The sequence below is a fragment of the Rhodohalobacter sp. genome, assembly GCF_034521535.1.
In the GTDB taxonomy this organism is placed as follows: Bacteria; Bacteroidota; Rhodothermia; order Balneolales; family Balneolaceae; genus Rhodohalobacter.
The window spans coordinates 539,258-557,135 of sequence record NZ_JAXHMF010000002.1; the positions used below are offsets into that span (position 1 = coordinate 539,258).

A 17,878-nucleotide genomic window follows, 5' to 3' on the forward strand; every position below is an offset into this window, starting at 1 on the left:
TAGATTTTATGAGTGAATATCCAAAAACAGATGATCCAAACGTACCCGAACAGGATAAAGAGAAGAGAACACTATTTACCCGTTTTCTAGACTTTGTTGAATGGCTCGGGAATCTGCTGCCACACCCCGTTACACTCTTTGCGCTCTTTGCTTTTGGCGTAGTCTTACTGAGTGGATTTGCCGAATGGATGGACTGGAGCGCTGCCGATCCTCGGCCTGAAGGTTCCGGAGGAAGAGCACCGGATGGAATCATCCGACCGGTTAGCCTGCTGAACGCCGAAGGCCTTCGAATGATCGTTACAAATATGGTCTCCAACTTTACAGGTTTTGCCCCGCTCGGCGTTGTATTGGTAGCTCTGTTGGGAGTGGGCGTTGCAGAGCATTCAGGCTTGATAAGCGCTGTAATTCGGGGTATTGTACTCAAAGCAGCATCATTCAAGCCGGAAGGCAAAGTTGGATCCGGTATTACTGCAGTCCCAAAAAGAATCTATCGATTTATTGTTACGCCGAAAAACCTGGTGACAATTGCGATCTGTTTCTCAGCCGTGATTTCAAACACAGCCTCAGAAATGGGCTACGTGGTACTTGTGCCTCTCTCCGCAGTCATATTTCACTCCATGGGCCGTCACCCAATGGCCGGACTCGCATGTGCTTTTGCCTGTGTGTCCGGAGGATACAGTGCCAATATTCTGTTGGGAACCATCGATCCGCTGCTGGCCGGACTTACTCAGGAAGCAGCCAACCTGATTGACCCCGACTACGTGGTTGTCGCTACCGCCAACTATTACTTTATGTTTGTAAGTACCTTTATGATTACAGCTCTCGGTGCATTTGTAACGCTCCGGATTGTTGAGCCAAAACTAGGCGAATATGACGAAAGCATGGCAATGGAAGATCTCTCCGACGAAGCTTCCATGGATCCATTGACTGAAAAAGAGATTCGCGCACTCAAATGGACCGGGGTCTCCATCGTTATTATGTTTGCTATTCTAGCACTCACAATTGTACCGGAAAACGGAATTTTAAGAAATCCCGAAACAGGCGACTGGAAAGACTCTCCATTCCTCCGCGGTGTTGTGGCATTTATTTTCATCTGCTTCCTTGTCCCCGGATTTGTGTACGGAAAACTTGTAGGAACCATGGAGTCAGACCGCGACATCATTAAAGGGATGTCGAACGCCATGTCTACTCTCGGACTCTATATCGTAATTGTTTTCTTTGCCGCTCAGTTTGTGGCTTACTTCGGCTGGAGTAATCTTGGCCAGATTTTCGCCGTGAAAGGTGCCGAATTCCTGCAAAGCATGGGAGCCACCGGACCGATTATTTTCATTGGGTTCATCCTGGTATCCGGATCTGTAAACCTGATGCTCGGCTCCGCGTCCGCACAGTGGGCGGTAACCGCACCTATTTTCGTGCCCATGCTGATGCTGATCGGTTACACACCGGAGGTGATCCAGGCAGCCTATCGAATAGGTGATTCCGTAACCAACATCATCACCCCGATGATGAGTTATTTTGGATTGATTCTGGCCTTTGCCAACAAGTATGATAAAGATCTGGGAATTGGAACCATTATCGCCATGATGCTGCCGTACAGTATCTTCTTTTTAATAGGCTGGATTATACTCTTCTATATAATGGTATTCGGTCTTGGAATTCCGGTAGGTCCGGGTGAAGAGATCTACTATATGATTGAGGGAGCGGCCGGAGGAAATTAATTCTTGTTGATTTATTAAAATCCTAAAGAACGTTGAATCAAATCTTCCCACTCCTTATCTTGATCAAACTTCAAAAAAGCATTTAATAAAATCATCCCGACAGTAATCTATAGAATTGAATTTCTGCCAGCACAAACTCAAAGATGGAGGTTGTGCAATTAATGGCATTTTTAACTGTCAATACCAATTCCCTAATCCGACACGGTTTCCGTAGTCGGATTTTTTTTGGGCTAAATTTTGAAGTTCCTCTCTCAAAACTTGTCTTAAACAGCCTTACAAATCACAATACTCATACGCAAAGCGTGTGGAGTAAGGCTCATTTCACCTTTCAAAAAACCAGAAACCAATCTGATAAATGTCTCTAAATCCACGAAATAAAGCCATACTTGCACTTAGCGACGGAACCGTTGTCTACGGAGAAGCCATCGGTCATAAAGGCATCACGGGCGGTGAGCTCTGTTTTAACACCAGCATGACCGGCTATCAGGAAATCTTCACAGATCCCAGTTACTACGGTCAGTTAATGATGATGACCTACCCGCACATCGGTAACTACGGTACTCAACCCCGCGACGATGAAGCCCGTAAGGTGATGGTTGCAGGTGTGATCTGCCGTGCATTTTCTCACGAATACAGCAACCCGATGGCCGACCGAAGCCTTCAGGAATATCTGGAGTACAATGAAATTACAGGAATTTCCGGAGTGGATACCCGGAAACTCGTCCGGCATGTAAGAGAAAAGGGAGTGATGAACGCCGTGATTTCCAGTACAGAGATGGATGAAAAGAAACTTGTCCAAATGGCCAAAGAGTGGGATGACATGGTTGGCCTGGAATTGGCTACCAAAGTAACCCGCTCGGAAGCTCAAACCGTAAACGGGAAGGATGATTTCCGCGTCGCTGCGTTCGACTACGGCATCAAACAGAACATCATTAACAATTTGAACAAGCGCGGATGCACACTGCGGATCTTCCCCGCAAAAACATCTGTAGAGGAAATTAAAGAGTGGAAAGCCGACGGATACTTTTTCAGCAACGGCCCGGGCGACCCAACCGCAACAGCCGAATATGCACTGGAAACTGTGAATTACGCCAAGGAGACCGGAAAGCCGGTATTTGGAATTTGTCTCGGGCATCAGCTTGATGGCACTCAGCGAAGGACTTAAAACCACCAAGATGTTTGTAGGTCACCGCGGAGCCAATCAGCCCGTAAAAAATCTTTCGACCGGACTGGTGGAGATTTCAACCCAAAACCACGGCTTTGCGGTAGCTGAAGACTCACTTGATGAGAAGATAGCAGAAGTCACTCACATCAACCTGAATGACGGAACCATTGAAGGGCTGAAGTTCAAGAACTTCCCGGGGTTCTCGGTGCAGTATCACCCCGAAGCCTCACCCGGCCCGCATGATTCAGCATACCTGTTCGATCAGTTTATTGACATGATGAAAGAGCAGAAATAGAATATCGAATATTGAACAGAGGAATATTCAATAACGAAGTGAAAGTCAAAAAATCCATTCAGTATTCAATGTTCAATATTCATTATTCGAGATTCAAATAACCACTATACCATTGAAGAATTAACAAATAACGAAACTCAAACATGCCCAGACGCGACGATATCCACAAAATTTTGATCATTGGTTCAGGACCTATTGTAATTGGCCAGGCTTGCGAATTTGACTACTCCGGCTCACAGGCTTGCCGCTCCCTTCAGGAAGAGGGATATGAGATCGTACTCATCAACTCGAATCCGGCAACGATCATGACGGATCCGATTATGGCCGATGCTGTATATATGCTGCCGATGACCACAGACTCCATCCGGGAAATTGTAGCCAAGGAAAAACCCGATGCCGTACTCCCAACGATGGGGGGACAAACCGGGCTGAACCTCTGCCGCGATTTGGAAAAGGTGAACTTCTGGAAAGAGAATAACATCCACATTATCGGGGTGGATATTGATGCGGTGGAGCTGACTGAAGACCGGCAGCTTTTTCGGGATAAAATGGAAGAAATTGGGATTGAGCAGTGTAAAAGCCGCTCAGCAAAATCGCTGCTGGATGCAAAAGAGATCAAGGAAGAACTGGGAGGAGTGCCGATCGTCATTCGCCCATCATTTACCATGGGCGGAGCCGGAGGCGGTATCGTATGGAATGAGGATGAATTTGAGCGAAAAGTATTGCGCGGGCTGGAGATGAGTCCGGTACACGAGGTGTTGATTGAAGAGTCCATTTTTGGGTGGAAGGAATATGAACTGGAACTTCTGCGTGATGCCAACGACAACGTGATCATCATCTGCTCTATTGAGAATATGGACCCGATGGGAGTACACACCGGAGATTCCGTAACGGTGGCACCAACCCAAACGCTTTCCGATAAACAGCTTCAGCACATGCGGGATGCCGCCATCAAGATGATGCGCAGTATCGGTACTTTTGCCGGCGGGTGTAATGTACAGTTTGCCATGGAGCCGGGAACCGACCGATTGGTGGCCATCGAGATCAACCCAAGGGTAAGCCGATCTTCGGCTCTTGCCTCCAAAGCCACCGGGTATCCGATCGCGAAAGTGGCAACCAAGCTGGCGGTTGGCTATACGCTGGATGAGCTTAAAAATCAGATCACCGGAACCACATCGGCCTGTTTTGAGCCAAGCATCGACTATGTGGTCTGCAAGATACCGCGCTTCAACTTCGAGAAATTCCCAAATGTGGACGAAGAGCTGACCACCCAGATGAAAGCCGTTGGTGAAGTGATGTCCATCGGACGAAACTTCCCGGAAGCACTGAACAAAGCGTGGCAATCACTGGAAGTAGGCCGCGATGGATTGGGAGCCGACGGTTATGAGGAATTTGATCGAAAAACCGTGCGTGAGCGACTGCTGAAACCATACTGGGATCGCTCCATGCAGATCCGGAACGCCTTTAAGCTGGGAGCTTCGGTTGAGGAAATTGCCGACATCACAAAAGTAGATCCGTGGTACCTGCAGCAGATCCGGTACATGGTATCGCTCGAAAACAGAACCGAAGGACAGGACCTCAAAGAAATTACCAAAGATGACTTCTTCGAACTGAAACAAGCGGGCTTCTCGGATTCGCAGATCGCTTACCTGCTCAGCAAGAGTGGAGAAAAAGTAGACGATAAGAGAGTTCGTGATCGCCGAAAAGAACTTGGACTAACCCCGTCTTTCAAAATGGTAGATACCTGTGCGGCCGAGTTCCCGGCGCAAACTCCCTACTACTATTCAACCTACGAAGGCGAGAACGAAAGCGAAGTCACCGATAAGGAAAAAGTATTGATCCTCGGAAGTGGCCCGAACCGGATCGGACAGGGCATCGAGTTTGACTACTCCTGTACGCATGCGGTACTTGCCACCAAAGAGATGGGCTATGAAGCCATCATGGTGAACTGTAATCCGGAAACTGTCTCAACAGACTTCGACTTTGCCGACAAGCTCTACTTTGAGCCGGTGTACTGGGAGCGTGTGCTGGATATCATCGATCACGAAAAACCGGTAGGAGTGATTCTGCAGGTCGGTGGCCAGACTGCTCTCAAACTCGGTAAACGATTTGTGGAGGAAGGCATCAGGATTTTCGGAACAGCCTTTGAAATGATCGACTTTGCTGAAGATCGCGGAGAATTCTCCAAATTCCTCAAGAAGTTGGATATCCCTTTCCCGGAATACGGTACAGCAAGAGAGGTGGAAGAAGCTTTGAGCATTGCCAGAAGGATTGGTTATCCGGTACTCATCCGACCAAGTTATGTGCTCGGCGGACAGGGAATGCGGATCGCGGTGAAAGAAGAAGAGCTTCGAGGATATGTAGCCAACATCCTCAAAACCCATCCCGAAAATGCCTTCCTGATCGATAAGTATCTGGAGCATGCCGTAGAGGTGGATGTGGATTCGGTGTACGATGGAGATCAGCTTCACATTGCCGGAATCATGCAGCATATCGAACCGGCCGGTGTTCACTCCGGAGATTCCACAGCGGTGCTGCCTCCCTATTCTCTGAGTGATGAGGTCATCAAAACCATCAAAGAGTATCAGTTGAAAATCGCTAAAAACATGGAGATCCTCGGATTCCTGAACGTGCAGTATGCGGTGAAGGATGAGAAGGTGTATGTGCTGGAGGCCAATCCACGAACCACGCGAACCATCCCGTTCCTGGCCAAAGCGAACCAGATTCCCGAAGCGGCCATTGGAGTAAAAGTAATGCTGGGCGCAAAACTCAAAGAGTTCGATCTGAAATCGAAACTGAAGAACTGGGCCATCAAAGAGCCGGTGTTCCCATTTGATAAATTCCCTGAGGTGAAGAAAGAGTTGGGTCCTGAGATGAAATCAACCGGTGAGAGCATCTACTTCGCCAAGGACTTCAACGATGATCACTTCAAAAAACCGTATGAGTTTAAGAGTTTGTATTTGAGCAAGTAAAAACTCGCTGATTGGTTGCGCTGATCACACTGATGGCTCAGTTTTAATTAATTGATTGAATACAACGCCTGTATTGGACTGATGTGGACCCAAAGTTCATAAGCAGTCCTATTTCCAATTTCGCCATTTTGAGATAGTTACGGAGTTGAATAAAGTCAGCATCGTGTAGGTAAGGGCGAGCTTTAATTTCTACGACAACTTTTTTGTTAACAACAAAATCCAGTCGTCTTTTACCGACGAGCACGCCTTTAAAATAAACAGGAATGGTATATTCACGATCTATACTTAAGCCAGCATTCTTGAATTCTAATTCAAGACTTCTCTGATAGATTTTTTCAGGAAAACCCATGCCCAGTTCATTGTAAACCTCAAAAGCACAGCCTAAAATAGCGCCAGTCAATTTACTGTGCTTGTATTCTGGTTTGATGTAACTCACTTTTCCGGTTTTATCTGTAAGACCCGAAAAGAGCAACAACCTTACAAACTTTCTCCTCATAAATTATCTGAGTTCAAGTAATAAGCGCAATCAACGTAATCAGTGATAAAATCTGCGGCTCCCTCAAAAATACCCCCATTGAAACTTGACCGCCTCAAGTCTGTTAATTAAAGGGTGAACTTTGTATCATCCAACAAATTCATTAACAGATCATGGAAAAAAATCTAATCGTTGCATTTGGCGGTGCCTCACCGGAACATGAAGTATCCGTTCTTACGGCCATGCAGGCAATTTCAGCACTTGAAAACTCACCCTACAAAATTCGTCCGCTCTACATTGCAAAAAATGGAAAATGGTACTCCGGAGAATACCTGCTTGACCTGAAGCACTACGAGGATCTTGATAAGCTGACCAAGCAAGCCTCCTCCTGCCATTTCACGCACAACGAATTGGGACAAGCTATTCTAACTGAAGTTAAAAGCGGACTTTTTTCAAAAAATGAGGAGTACATCATACACGCCGTACTGACCGCATTTCATGGTGCAGCCGGCGAAAACGGATCGTTTCAGGGCGTTTGTGAAATGTACAACATTCCCTATACCGGCAGCGGTGTGATGGGCTCTGCCGTGGGAATGGACAAGGTAACCGCAAAAGCGCTCTGCAAATCAGCGGGAATACCTGTTGTAGACGGAACCGACTTTTTTGAAAATCAGTGGGTGGATGAGCAAGACAACATTTTAAACGAAATTGACAAGTTGAACTACCCGGTTATCGTAAAACCGGTTCATCTTGGCAGCAGCATCGGAGTGAAAGTTTGCCCCGATCAAGAGACACTGATAGAAGCCGTTGAAATTGCATTCCGCTTTGATGAACATCTTTTGGTAGAAAAGGCGATCTCACCCCTGACCGAAATCAACTGTTCGGTGATGGGTTCTTCCCGGGATTGCAGGGCTAGCGTCTGCGAAAGACCAATGGGAACCGAAGAGCTCCTTTCGTTCAAAGACAAATATATGCGCGATGATGCCGCCAAGGGAATGGCGTCAGCAGATCGGGTTATTCCCGCTGATATACCGGACTCTCTCTCTTCATCTATTCAGGATACATCAAAAAAGGTATTCGGGCTGTTTAACTGCAGCGGCCTTGCCCGGCTAGATTTTTTGGTTGAATCAAACACGGAAAACTTCTATTTCAATGAGATCAACACCATTCCGGGATCTTTCTCGTTCTATTTATGGAAAGAGTCGGGGATAGATTTTGATCAGCTGCTTCAGGAGTTGATCAAACTCGCCGTCTCAACCCATCAAAAGAAAAACGGCCGTGTTCTCACTTACGAAACAAACTTACTCAGTCAGAAAGCTGTTAAAGGGATTAAAGGTCTAAAAGGCAATAAATAGCTATGAATAATACACTATCAAAAAAACTACTGATTCTGCTTCCACTGATGATTCTTTTGTATGGTTGCGGAACAACAGACACCGTAACCGTTGTGGAACAGTCTCCTGAATCCGCAACTGCTCAGGATGGAGACGAATCAACACAACCGAGAGATGAATTCCAGCAGCTAAGAGTGGGAACCCTGGAACCCATTACAAACTTCGATCCGCTGTTTGCCGATAATCTGAGCACATTGCGCGTAATCGCTTTGATTTATGACGGATTGTTTAAACTGAATCCGGAAGGTGAACCGGAGCCGGCTTTGGTGAGTGATTATTCAGTTTCGGAAGACGGCCGCCAATATGAATTGACAATCAACAGGGATCTCTACTTTCACGACAGTAACGTATTTGGTGCCGGTGTAGGACGCCGGATCCAGGCAGACGATATTCGCTGGGCTTTTGAAAGAACTGCAAAATCTCATGTGCCACCAACAGCATCGCAGCTGTTGATGAATATCTCCGGGTACGAAAATTATTTTATTGAACAGCGCACCATTTATGATGAATCAAAACGTGTTTTAGACCGAATTACAGGAATAGAAGTTGTAGATGCTGAAACCATTCGCATCACGCTCAAACAACCGGACGATACTTTTCTTCATAAGCTGGCATCTCCATATTTATCCATCTACCCGAGAGAGGCGGCACAAAACAGCGATAATAGCCTGAAAAACGCACCCGTTGGTACCGGTGCTTACGTTCTGAATTCTGCAACTGAAGGAGAAATTGTTCTGTCACGTAAACCCTCACCACGATTTACTGATCAAATTGAAAAGTATCCTGTAAATCGAATCGACTTTGTGTATCAATCTTCAGAATCAGAAATGTTTCAGAGTTTTGCCCGGGAAAACATCGACTGGATGCCTGAATTAGGACCTCAGATAAAAAAGCAGGTAACCGTTGATGGTTATAATCTCAACGCAGCTTATGAAAATCAATTCACTCTGGTTCAAAATAGTGCCAAGCGACTTACTATGATCTATGTGAATCAGAACAGTGAGCAGAACATGGATTACGTTAAAAATCAATTATCTGAACTGAATGCAGATCAATTCACTTCAACGGGTACAGTTTCATTTGAACCTTTTGAAGCATCCGATGCTGATTCTCTGGCAGAGACTCCATCTGAATTGTACATCCCGTTTACGGATAATCCTTTTGCAAAAACCCTCTTAACCGATATCAACAACAGTGTATTCCAGCCTGAGACAAAGCTGGCATTTCTGGATATCCGGGCCGTTACACCGGAGACTTCACTTTACAGCCGGTGGACAGACTCTTTCCACTATCCATTCTTTAACGGCAGAAATTACGCAGGCTACTGGCTGTCGGCAGAGTCAGTAATAATTGGCATTCACCATAGTTTTATTGATGGGATTGTGCCATCATCCGTTCCGTGGCTACTCCCACTGGAAGGACTGACTGTAGACCGCCCAGAACAGGATGCTTCATGAAATTTTGCATTCTTGCAAATCCGGAAAAATACTCTATACAGAAGCCTGTTGAGCAAGTTTTTGAGTGGTGTTCAACGAACAAACACACCATCTCTTTAACGGAATCGCTTCAGTCTCAATTTCCAAAAGTGAGCTGGCCAAGCCACGTAAATACGGTAAAAACAGAAATTGAAGCTGTCCGGAATTCGGATATCATCATTGCCATTGGCGGTGACGGAACCCTGCTCCACACGGCGCACCTTATCAAAGAGATCGACAAGCCGGTATTGGGCATCAATTCTGGTAAACTTGGATTTATGGCAAATATCCAGCCGGATTTCATTCATCACGCACTTGATCAAATTTCGGCTGAAAACTACAAGATTGACCGTCGAAGACTGCTCCAGGCGACTTCAAACGAAGGAAATACCTACTTTGCCCTGAATGAATTTCTGTTTACAAAAAAAGATACCTCTTCGATGATTACGCTAAGCGCGGATTACAATGGAGAGTTTATCAACGACTACTGGGCAGACGGACTTCTGGTATCTACTCCAACCGGTTCTACCGCCTATAACCTATCTGCCGGCGGACCGATTGTAATGCCATCCACTCCCGTAATGCTGCTAACTCCCATCAATCCGCACACCTTAACAACCCGGCCGCTTGTACTTCCCGATCACAACACTCTAACCATCAGAAGTGCTGAGAGCGGCAAACATACGCTATTTGCCTACGATGGCATCATTCAGCCCAGTGAAACGGAATTCGAGGTAGAGATCAAACGAAGTGACTATACCATTCAGTTAATTCAGCTTCCCGAGCAAAACTACTTTGAAACATTGCGAAACAAGCTGATGTGGGGAATGGATCGAAGAAAAGGATAAAGATCTCCAAAATTACTTCAATTCCACTCATTTTTCCGTTATTTTAAAGAAGGGCATTTTTCAGGGGAAACTACTTGAAATGCTAAAGATTCTATCGAAATAATTTATTTCTAACTAAAAAACAGAAAAATCATGAAAGTAACAGTTGTAGGAGCCGGTGGAAATGTTGGCTCAACCGTAGCATTAAGTATTGCTGAACGGGATTTCGCCAAAGAAGTTATAATGGTTGATATTGAAAAGAAAGATGGAGATAAAACGTTTTACCCGTCAAAAGGTCGCGCGCTTGACCAGTGGGAAGCATCACCTATCTCTGGATTTGATACACGCCTGACCGGAACCGTTGATTATGAAGACACCAAGGGATCCGATGTTTGTGTAATTACTGCCGGTGTGCCAAGAAAACCAGGAATGAGCCGTGATGATCTGCTCGAAATTAACAGTAAAATTGTAAAGGGTGTAACTGAGCAATTGATAAAACACTCACCCGATACCATTATTATCGTTGTTTCCAATCCATTGGATGTGATGACCTATGTTGCTCACACAGCAAGCGGACTGGATAAAAATAAAGTGATGGGAATGGCCGGTATCCTGGATACTGCCCGTTTCAGAGCCTTTTTAGCGCAAGAGCTGGATGTATCACCTAAAGATATCCAATCTCTCTTGATGGGCGGACACGGAGACACCATGGTTCCATTGCCTCGTTATACAACCGTTTCCGGAATTCCGGTCACTCAGTTAATTGACAAGGACAAGCTGGACGCTATTGTTGAGCGAACCAAAAAAGGCGGCGGCGAGATCGTTGGCCTGATGGGAACATCCGCATGGTATGCACCCGGTGCAGCAGCTGCACAGATGGTTGAGGCAATAATGCTCGATCAGAATCGTATATTCCCATGTGCCGTGTTGCTGGAAGGAGAATACGACATTAAAGATATTTTCCTCGGCGTGCCGGTTAAACTGGGTCACGGTGGAATTAAGGAAATTATTGAGGTTGATTTAGACGAATCAGAAACCGAACTTTTAAGAGCATCAGAAAAAGCAGTCCGCTCCACGTTGGAAGACTTCAAAAAGCTGATGGACAAATAAACCGCAAATAAAAGAAGGCTTAGTCTTCACTACTTGCATTTAAGCCCCAATATGGCCCCGCCGTATTGGGGTTTTTTAATCGCAGAGCCCCTCAATTAAGAAAACTGTAACAAAAACCAAGGTTTATTCTCTTTATACTGTAGATGGTAGCTCAGCTCATAGAAGCTGAAACCAAAACATTTAATTTAACCGATAACGCTATGATGGGATATACTGAAGTCATACAGGTCATGGGAGCCATGATTATTTTTGCTTTAGTGCTTACTACGGCAAATCGCTTCATGCTCAACAACGATACCGTAAGAGTGAGCTCAGAAGTTGAAGTACGTGCTGTTTCCATCGCACAGGATCTGATCGAGTTTTCCAAAACAGTTCCTTTCGATGCCGCTACTAAAGGCAACACCATACCTGACGATGTCCCCGACGATTTTGTATCAAATCCAATACCTGAATTTAACAAAGATCGGCAGGCTATTGTCGCTTTTGAAGAGTTTAACGATTTCACTGAGACGATCCCTTCTGATTTAGGTAATTTTGAACTTTCATCAGTGGTTGAATATATGGACGTAGCCTCAGACGGTACTTCCTCTACAACGGGTTCGAAAACGAGATTTAAAAGAATTACAGTTACAGTCACGAACGAATCCATGATGAATGACGTGAATCTGAGCTACATTCGGGTTTACAATAATACCAACTGAGAGAAATTATGAACTTAGGCTTAGTTACAAGTTTTATTATCGCCGCGCTTCTGATGCTCTCAATCGTATCCATGAATTTGAGAATGAGTCAGAGCACCCAGGATATCTCACTGCATACCATGAGCCAAAACCATGTGAGTGCCATCAGTGATTTGATCCAATATGATTTTCCAAAGATTGGCTATGATACTGATGAACCGATTGATAATCCAATTGAAATTGCTAAAGAGGATGAAATTCAGATTTAAGGCCAATCTGGATAATTCAGGTAGTGAAGAAACTGTAACCTGGAGACTTGAATCCGGTTCTCTTGCAGGTTCAAACAATGCAAACCATCGGACACTGGTTCGAATTGAAGGTACAGATATACAAGAAATTAACGTAGGTGTGACCCGATTTGAAATTAAGTACTACAACTTTGATAGCTTCGGCATCCGACATGTCTATGACATCCCGTACATGCACAATACAGATAACATAAACAGAATTGAAGTCATACTGGAAGTGCAGCCGAGAGAAGGTACCGGCCGCAATAACCAATTCACAACATCATCCTGGCACAGAGTATTTACTCCGCCAAATTTAAACTTATGAGGTAATCCTATGGGACGAGCCATGCTTATTATTGTAGCCGGCGTATTGATTTCGCTCGGCATCACACAAACATCCGTTTTTGGAGGCCTGAATAATTTGGCCGGCCATTCCACGAACTACGCTGAAACCGCGCAGGCAAAAAATATTGCCTATATGGGAACTGAACTTGCCATTCAGGAAATGATTGCTGATGAAGACTGGAGAAATGACAACTTTACATATTGGTGGTGGAGATAGTTCTCGTATCTGTTAAGAGATATCTGATCAGATGATCAATATTAGATTGATATCTACAGGAACATTTAATAACCAAACACAAGAAATTACACTGTTACTTTCAAAGCAGAGCAAGCAGCAGTGGTTCCAACATTTCATTGCTGCTTTGGGTTTATGTGATGACGAAGATCCTGATGACTGTTTAATTTTACGGTAAGTGGAAATCGCTGGAATTGATGGTAATGATGCGATAGTACAGAGCTGTGAACCTGCATAGTTCCAGGTGTAATGATTAATCACATCTAATGATGAGTATGAAGATACGTGAATAATGCTTCCGGTGATCTTCTAGTGTAGCAGGAGATCCCGACCTTAGAATTTAAGAGGGATTTAAATTTGATGAAGTTTTCGAAATCTAATTGAAACTCTAGCTACCTATGCGCAAGACTATCTGTACGATGGAAGCTATAAAGGATGATTTAGGAACTGCTGACAACCCAGGTATATACGTTGTAAATAATATTAAATCTGAAGGTCAGCTGGTAATCACAAGGATCATGGAATTATTAATTGTAAGAAATAGTGGAAAAATTGAAGTTGACGGTGAAATAACTGATGGAGGGATTGATGCTAAAGGAAGTTTCCAATTTGACGGTTTAGTCATTTTTGAAAATGCCTTTGAATTAGATATGGGAGGTAATGCAGTAATTAATGGTTCAGTATTAATTGGAAATACTATCAAAGGTATCAAACATTTGATTTACAATTTAAGAGGAACGCCTGATATTAAATATGATTGTCAAGCACAAGAGTATGCTGATCAGGCAGCTCAAGGCATATCTCAATAGCAATATTATTTTCAACAAATGAGTGTTTACGAAAACTAAATACTCACTAAAACCCCCAACCCACGAATCTCCAACCCGGAACTCCGCAAGCTAATTGCGGAGTTTTGTAGTTTTAGGCCGCTGTCATCTCCGTTTGGTCCGTAGATCGGATCATCAAAAATAGGAAATCCGGAGTGTTTCAAGTGGAGGCGAATCTGGTGGGTTCGTCCGGTAACAGGTTCACATCGCACAATCGTCTTTCCGTCAACCACTTCTTCCGGAAAGAACTTTGTCGTAGCGGGCTTCGCTCCGGGTAAATCCTCACCGCACTCAAATACAAATCCTCTCTTTCGTCGAATCGGTGCTGTTACAACAATGGGCTCTCGCATCTCACCGGCTACAACCGCATGGTACACTTTTCGAACCTCTCCCGCTTCAAAAGCAGCTCTTAACTCTTTCGCTGATTCTTTATGCTTTGCCAGCAGAACCACACCGGACGTCACCGAATCCAGCCGGTGCACCATTTTCAGATGCTCATAGCCCATCTCACTGAGCATGTAGAGGAGTGTGTTTTTATTATATCTGCCGCCGGGGTGCATAGGCAGAGGCGCCGGTTTGTAAACGGCCAGCCAGTTATCGGTCTCGTCCAATACACGGATATCCGATGCTACGGCCGGCTCTTTTACTTTCGGGGAGTAGTGATGCAGTTCCCGATTTTCTTTCAGAATATCGGCGTATGATACAGGAATGCCGTTCTCCAAGATCCAGCCACGATCAATGCGGTCCAGCCAGCAATCGCGTCCCAGGTAGGGAAATCGCTCATCAAAGAAATCGAGCACGGTCTTTCCCGCATCAGCCGGTTTAATTTTGATCTTGCGGGTCAGCTCATACGGAGCAACCACCCGAACCGGGCACGCTGATCTCTCTATCTTTAAATTCGTCATCAAAGTAGTTATACCATTTTCTGAACGGGCGGAACGCGTTTTCCGCATCAAAAGGTCGTTTGAATTCACTCTGTTTACACTCTTCGCTGCAGCAGCCTTCCATCAGCCGGGCACCCTCTTCGGAGCAGACAAAAAGCTTGTTGCACTCCATATTTGCGCAGTTGATGTAGTTATCGGCCGGCTTCCCGGTAATTTCGCAGTGGGCGACCGGCTCCAGATTGTCTTTATTCACCGGCACGACGAGGCGATCATCAAACACAAAACATTTTCCCTTAAAGTGCTCGCCACCCTCTTCCTTCGCGTAATTTAGAATACCGCCGTGGAGCTGATTCACATCTTCCCATCCCTTCTTCTTCATCAGAACGGAGAACTTTTCGCAGCGAATGCCGCCCGTGCAGTACATCAAAACTTTCTTGTCTTTTGGAATCTCCTGCTCTTTCTCCTCAAGCCACTTCGGAAAATCGAAAAAGTTTTCAACCTGAGGTTTAACTGCGCCCTCAAAGTGGCCCACTTTTGATTCGTAGTCGTTACGGACATCGATCATCACATAATCCTCTCCGGATTCCATCGTCTCTCTCCATTCATTTGGAGGCATATGATATCCTCCATCTTCAGGATTTACCTCGTCCATGTGAAGTGCCACAATCTCTTCCCGCACTTTACACTTCAGTTTGGCAAACGGCACGGTGTCGTGCATGTCCGTTTTAAACTCTGTGTCTTCAAATCCCGGCAGACTCCAGACGTACTCCTTATAAGCCTGCATCTGTTCCGGCGTGCCGCCCAAAGTACCGTTTAAGCCTTCATCGCTGATATACACGCGGCCCTTTGCACCCAGGTCTTTCAAAAAGGTTTTGTGATCCTCACAAAACTGTTCAGGATTTTCGATATGTTTGAAGTTGTAGTAGAGAATAACTTCGTACTGCATGGAAATAGACGTTTTATTAGCTGGAGTCGTTATACTTCTGTTTCTGTGTTAACTTTACTGAGCCTGGAAATATTTTGAGCTTGATCTATAAATGTCAATTAAGTAGTCGAAAGTCTCCTCATTTTCAAGGAGGGGATTTTGGGGAGATTTAATCGGTGATTTCATAACATTAAAGACTTTAAGTCCTAAGGCTACCACCCCTTGCCCCTCCTTACACAGGAGGGGAACTCAGTAATCAAATTTATTAGTCAAACTCAAGATTTTCCCTGATTTTACTCAGCCTTAAAATTACGAATTATTCCATACATTATTGTCTCTCTTTGTTTTAAAACATGCGCTACTCTAAATATCTGATTTTACTATTCCTCTTGATTGGACTAAACGTCGTATCCGTCGACAGTTTGGCCCAGACTGTTCAGCATCCGGTTTTCAGAGAACTTGATGAGGCGCTGAATCGGGGAGAGATTTCAAGAGAAACCGCGCTGATCGAAAAACTCAGATTTACATATCGATCCGGTGAATCTCATCAACAACTGCACGCTGAAGCAGAGCATGCGCCTATCAAATGCACGGTTCCCCTTCACGCCGAGTTTCTTCACCTAAAAGATCAACTGCCGGCAACAACAATTGCTGAAATTGAACCCTATTTTGAGCGACCTGAAACTTCGCACCTTGAGGAGTATCTATCCGCTTCAGGTAACTTTGTACTCTACTACGAAACCGAAGGGGAGAATGCAGTTCCAGCAGAGAGTACCATCGAGCCAGGTATTCCGGATTATATCTATCTGGCTGCAGAATCGGCAGATTCATCGTACCGCTATCAGATTGAAGAACTCGGTTTTGTCGATTTTCTGCGAAGTGAACCCTATGAGATATACTTTGAAGATATTATTTTTTATGGCACCACCACGTCATCCGGCTCCTCCTCTTTTATCACCATCAACAACAACTTTGAGAACTTCCCTGAAAACGCTCATCCGGACGGGGATGTAATCGGTGCTCTATACGCCACCATCGCCCACGAAATCAAACACGCTGTTCAATATGCAACCAACGGATGGGATGGAAGTGCAGGAAGCTTCGACTGGATTGAGATGGACGCTACCTTGATGGAAGAGATCGTCTATCCTGACGTGGACGATTACTATAACTACATCAAAGAGGATTTTGAATCGGATGAACCCAACAGCCTGTCTATTTTCGGAGCCCCCGGCTCCGCAACACCGGGAGCCTACTGGCATATGACCTGGATGCTCTACTTTGCCGAACAGTATGGGATGGAATTCTGGGTAGATGTTTGGGAACAGTTTATCGAAGACAGAACCAAATCGTTTTTTGATGCAGTGGATGAGTCACTGATCGATCAAGGGCGAACTTTGGAGCGAGACCACCTGAACAACATGCTTTGGCATATTGCATCCGGCCCGATCTACTCGGCCTTTGATTTCGGTTTTGAGGATCGTGAAAACTACCCTACACCAAATTTTTCCAATAATCTCGGTATTGCTCCGGGACAAACCAACGGATTTACCCTCCGCTCAATGGCCGCTCATTTTATTGAGGCATCACCATCAAATGTTGCTCTCGGTCAGCCTCAGTTCACCCTTGAATCTGACGCTACAGGCATTGGTCTTGGAGTCATTGGATATTTCAGAGATGGGAGTACGGATGTTCAGTTAGCCCTCCAATCCGATAGTGAAATTCAGTCTTTACAAACAACCTGGGCGTGGGAAGACCTTACCGATATTACCATTGCCGTTGTAAACACAAACCGGACAGGGACGGCCAATTACCTGCTCAATGTTTCATCAGTCCTGCCTGAAGAGGATCTGGTTGCTCAAAATTTTCCAAACCCGTTCAATCCGAGCACAAAGATTGAATATGCCATCACGGAAACCCAGCCGGTTAAAATTGAGGTATTTGATGTAGTCGGACGCAAAATTCAAACTTTAGTGGATGGGGATCACTCTGCCGGTTTTTATTCCGTTGATTTTGACGGCAGCGGACTTGCATCCGGAATGTACATTTACAGAATCACAACCGATCAGACTGTAATGGACAAGAAAATGCTGCTAATCAAGTAGAGACGCGGATTAAGCGGATTTTTGGATTTCGCCGTTCTCCCCCCTCGTCATGGAGCTCCGCTCCGTGACGACAAGAACGCAGCTCTGCTGCATAAAAACTATCTTTGCAAGCACCGCCTCTTTTATATACAAAGCTCCAAACTACGCTCTCTATTC

Annotated in this window: 17 protein-coding genes; 14 read left to right on the forward strand and 3 right to left on the reverse strand. The window is 45.1% G+C overall.

What is annotated here, in order from left to right:
- Positions 1–8 precede the first annotated feature (8 nt).
- The 4 genes from U5K35_RS04700 to carB all read left to right on the forward strand — a co-directional run bounded on the left by U5K35_RS04700 (position 9) and on the right by carB (position 6,150).
- Positions 9–1,718, forward strand: coding sequence for an AbgT family transporter (locus U5K35_RS04700; protein WP_322570310.1), 1,710 nt, complete (start codon positions 9–11; stop codon positions 1,716–1,718).
- Positions 1,719–2,073: 355 nt separating this feature from the next.
- Positions 2,074–2,883, forward strand: coding sequence for a carbamoyl phosphate synthase small subunit (locus U5K35_RS04705; RefSeq protein WP_322570311.1), 810 nt, complete (start codon positions 2,074–2,076; stop codon positions 2,881–2,883).
- On the forward strand, positions 2,861–3,178 hold the full coding sequence (locus U5K35_RS04710) for a glutamine amidotransferase-related protein (RefSeq protein ID WP_322570312.1): 318 nt from the start codon (positions 2,861–2,863) through the stop codon (positions 3,176–3,178). The genes U5K35_RS04705 and U5K35_RS04710 overlap by 23 nt, the downstream gene beginning before the upstream one ends.
- 143 nt (positions 3,179–3,321) lie before the next feature.
- Positions 3,322–6,150 (forward strand): carbamoyl-phosphate synthase large subunit, encoded by a 2,829-nt coding sequence (gene carB, locus U5K35_RS04715; protein WP_322570313.1) that lies wholly within the window; start codon positions 3,322–3,324, stop codon positions 6,148–6,150.
- Between the two features lie 43 nt (positions 6,151–6,193).
- On the opposite strand, the gene U5K35_RS04720 is transcribed toward carB, so the two are convergent.
- Positions 6,194–6,646, reverse strand: coding sequence for a GxxExxY protein (locus tag U5K35_RS04720; RefSeq protein ID WP_322570314.1), 453 nt, complete (start codon positions 6,644–6,646; stop codon positions 6,194–6,196).
- 152 nt (positions 6,647–6,798) lie between these two features.
- Between U5K35_RS04720 and U5K35_RS04725 the strand changes: the two genes are divergently transcribed.
- From U5K35_RS04725 to U5K35_RS04765, 9 genes are all read left to right on the forward strand, one after another.
- On the forward strand, positions 6,799–7,980 hold the full coding sequence (locus tag U5K35_RS04725) for a D-alanine--D-alanine ligase (protein ID WP_322570315.1): 1,182 nt from the start codon (positions 6,799–6,801) through the stop codon (positions 7,978–7,980).
- 2 nt (positions 7,981–7,982) lie between these two features.
- Complete coding sequence (locus tag U5K35_RS04730) at positions 7,983–9,476, forward strand: ABC transporter substrate-binding protein (RefSeq protein ID WP_322570316.1); 1,494 nt, start codon at positions 7,983–7,985, stop codon at positions 9,474–9,476.
- Positions 9,473–10,342, forward strand: coding sequence for an NAD(+)/NADH kinase (locus U5K35_RS04735; RefSeq protein ID WP_322570317.1), 870 nt, complete (start codon positions 9,473–9,475; stop codon positions 10,340–10,342). The genes U5K35_RS04730 and U5K35_RS04735 overlap by 4 nt, the downstream gene beginning before the upstream one ends.
- A 132-nt stretch (positions 10,343–10,474) precedes the next feature.
- The gene (gene mdh / locus U5K35_RS04740) at positions 10,475–11,431 is read left to right on the forward strand and encodes a malate dehydrogenase (protein ID WP_322570318.1); all 957 of its coding nucleotides are present in this window, start codon (positions 10,475–10,477) and stop codon (positions 11,429–11,431) included.
- A 200-nt stretch (positions 11,432–11,631) separates the two neighbouring features.
- Positions 11,632–12,132, forward strand: a complete 501-nt coding sequence (locus U5K35_RS04745; protein ID WP_322570319.1) for a hypothetical protein — start codon at positions 11,632–11,634, stop codon at positions 12,130–12,132.
- An 8-nt stretch (positions 12,133–12,140) separates the two neighbouring features.
- Positions 12,141–12,380 (forward strand): hypothetical protein, encoded by a 240-nt coding sequence (locus tag U5K35_RS04750; protein ID WP_322570320.1) that lies wholly within the window; start codon positions 12,141–12,143, stop codon positions 12,378–12,380.
- The gene (locus tag U5K35_RS04755) at positions 12,364–12,726 is read left to right on the forward strand and encodes a hypothetical protein (RefSeq protein ID WP_322570321.1); all 363 of its coding nucleotides are present in this window, start codon (positions 12,364–12,366) and stop codon (positions 12,724–12,726) included. Before U5K35_RS04750 ends, U5K35_RS04755 begins: the two co-directional genes overlap by 17 nt.
- A gap of 9 nt (positions 12,727–12,735) precedes the next feature.
- Positions 12,736–12,963 (forward strand): hypothetical protein, encoded by a 228-nt coding sequence (locus U5K35_RS04760; RefSeq protein ID WP_322570322.1) that lies wholly within the window; start codon positions 12,736–12,738, stop codon positions 12,961–12,963.
- A gap of 437 nt (positions 12,964–13,400) precedes the next feature.
- Positions 13,401–13,790 (forward strand): hypothetical protein, encoded by a 390-nt coding sequence (locus tag U5K35_RS04765; protein WP_322570323.1) that lies wholly within the window; start codon positions 13,401–13,403, stop codon positions 13,788–13,790.
- 35 nt (positions 13,791–13,825) lie between these two features.
- Here the strand turns inward: U5K35_RS04765 and U5K35_RS04770 are convergent, their stop codons facing one another.
- The gene (locus tag U5K35_RS04770) at positions 13,826–14,713 is read right to left on the reverse strand and encodes a pseudouridine synthase (RefSeq protein WP_322570324.1); all 888 of its coding nucleotides are present in this window, start codon (positions 14,711–14,713) and stop codon (positions 13,826–13,828) included.
- Positions 14,655–15,638: a rhodanese-related sulfurtransferase gene (locus U5K35_RS04775; RefSeq protein ID WP_322570325.1), complete on the reverse strand. Its 984-nt coding sequence runs from the start codon at positions 15,636–15,638 to the stop codon at positions 14,655–14,657. Before U5K35_RS04775 ends, U5K35_RS04770 begins: the two co-directional genes overlap by 59 nt.
- A gap of 332 nt (positions 15,639–15,970) precedes the next feature.
- Here U5K35_RS04775 and U5K35_RS04780 point away from each other — a divergent pair, with 332 nt between their 5' ends.
- The gene (locus U5K35_RS04780) at positions 15,971–17,722 is read left to right on the forward strand and encodes a T9SS type A sorting domain-containing protein (protein ID WP_322570326.1); all 1,752 of its coding nucleotides are present in this window, start codon (positions 15,971–15,973) and stop codon (positions 17,720–17,722) included.
- Positions 17,723–17,878 lie beyond the last annotated feature (156 nt).

What these genes read in the sequence shown, in the direction of transcription:
- U5K35_RS04700 (WP_322570310.1), top strand. Translation starts at nt 9, where the DNA reads ATGAGTGAATATCCAAAAACAGATGATCCAAACGTACCCGAACAGGAT.
- U5K35_RS04705 (WP_322570311.1), top strand. Translation starts at nt 2,074, where the DNA reads ATGTCTCTAAATCCACGAAATAAAGCCATACTTGCACTTAGCGACGGA.
- U5K35_RS04710 (WP_322570312.1), top strand. Translation starts at nt 2,861, where the DNA reads ATGGCACTCAGCGAAGGACTTAAAACCACCAAGATGTTTGTAGGTCAC.
- carB (WP_322570313.1), top strand. Translation starts at nt 3,322, where the DNA reads ATGCCCAGACGCGACGATATCCACAAAATTTTGATCATTGGTTCAGGA.
- U5K35_RS04720 (WP_322570314.1), bottom strand. Translation starts at nt 6,646, where the DNA reads ATGAGGAGAAAGTTTGTAAGGTTGTTGCTCTTTTCGGGTCTTACAGAT.
- U5K35_RS04725 (WP_322570315.1), top strand. Translation starts at nt 6,799, where the DNA reads ATGGAAAAAAATCTAATCGTTGCATTTGGCGGTGCCTCACCGGAACAT.
- U5K35_RS04730 (WP_322570316.1), top strand. Translation starts at nt 7,983, where the DNA reads ATGAATAATACACTATCAAAAAAACTACTGATTCTGCTTCCACTGATG.
- U5K35_RS04735 (WP_322570317.1), top strand. Translation starts at nt 9,473, where the DNA reads ATGAAATTTTGCATTCTTGCAAATCCGGAAAAATACTCTATACAGAAG.
- mdh (WP_322570318.1), top strand. Translation starts at nt 10,475, where the DNA reads ATGAAAGTAACAGTTGTAGGAGCCGGTGGAAATGTTGGCTCAACCGTA.
- U5K35_RS04745 (WP_322570319.1), top strand. Translation starts at nt 11,632, where the DNA reads ATGATGGGATATACTGAAGTCATACAGGTCATGGGAGCCATGATTATT.
- U5K35_RS04750 (WP_322570320.1), top strand. Translation starts at nt 12,141, where the DNA reads ATGAACTTAGGCTTAGTTACAAGTTTTATTATCGCCGCGCTTCTGATG.
- U5K35_RS04755 (WP_322570321.1), top strand. Translation starts at nt 12,364, where the DNA reads ATGAAATTCAGATTTAAGGCCAATCTGGATAATTCAGGTAGTGAAGAA.
- U5K35_RS04760 (WP_322570322.1), top strand. Translation starts at nt 12,736, where the DNA reads ATGGGACGAGCCATGCTTATTATTGTAGCCGGCGTATTGATTTCGCTC.
- U5K35_RS04765 (WP_322570323.1), top strand. Translation starts at nt 13,401, where the DNA reads ATGGAAGCTATAAAGGATGATTTAGGAACTGCTGACAACCCAGGTATA.
- U5K35_RS04770 (WP_322570324.1), bottom strand. Translation starts at nt 14,713, where the DNA reads ATGACGAATTTAAAGATAGAGAGATCAGCGTGCCCGGTTCGGGTGGTT.
- U5K35_RS04775 (WP_322570325.1), bottom strand. Translation starts at nt 15,638, where the DNA reads ATGCAGTACGAAGTTATTCTCTACTACAACTTCAAACATATCGAAAAT.
- U5K35_RS04780 (WP_322570326.1), top strand. Translation starts at nt 15,971, where the DNA reads ATGCGCTACTCTAAATATCTGATTTTACTATTCCTCTTGATTGGACTA.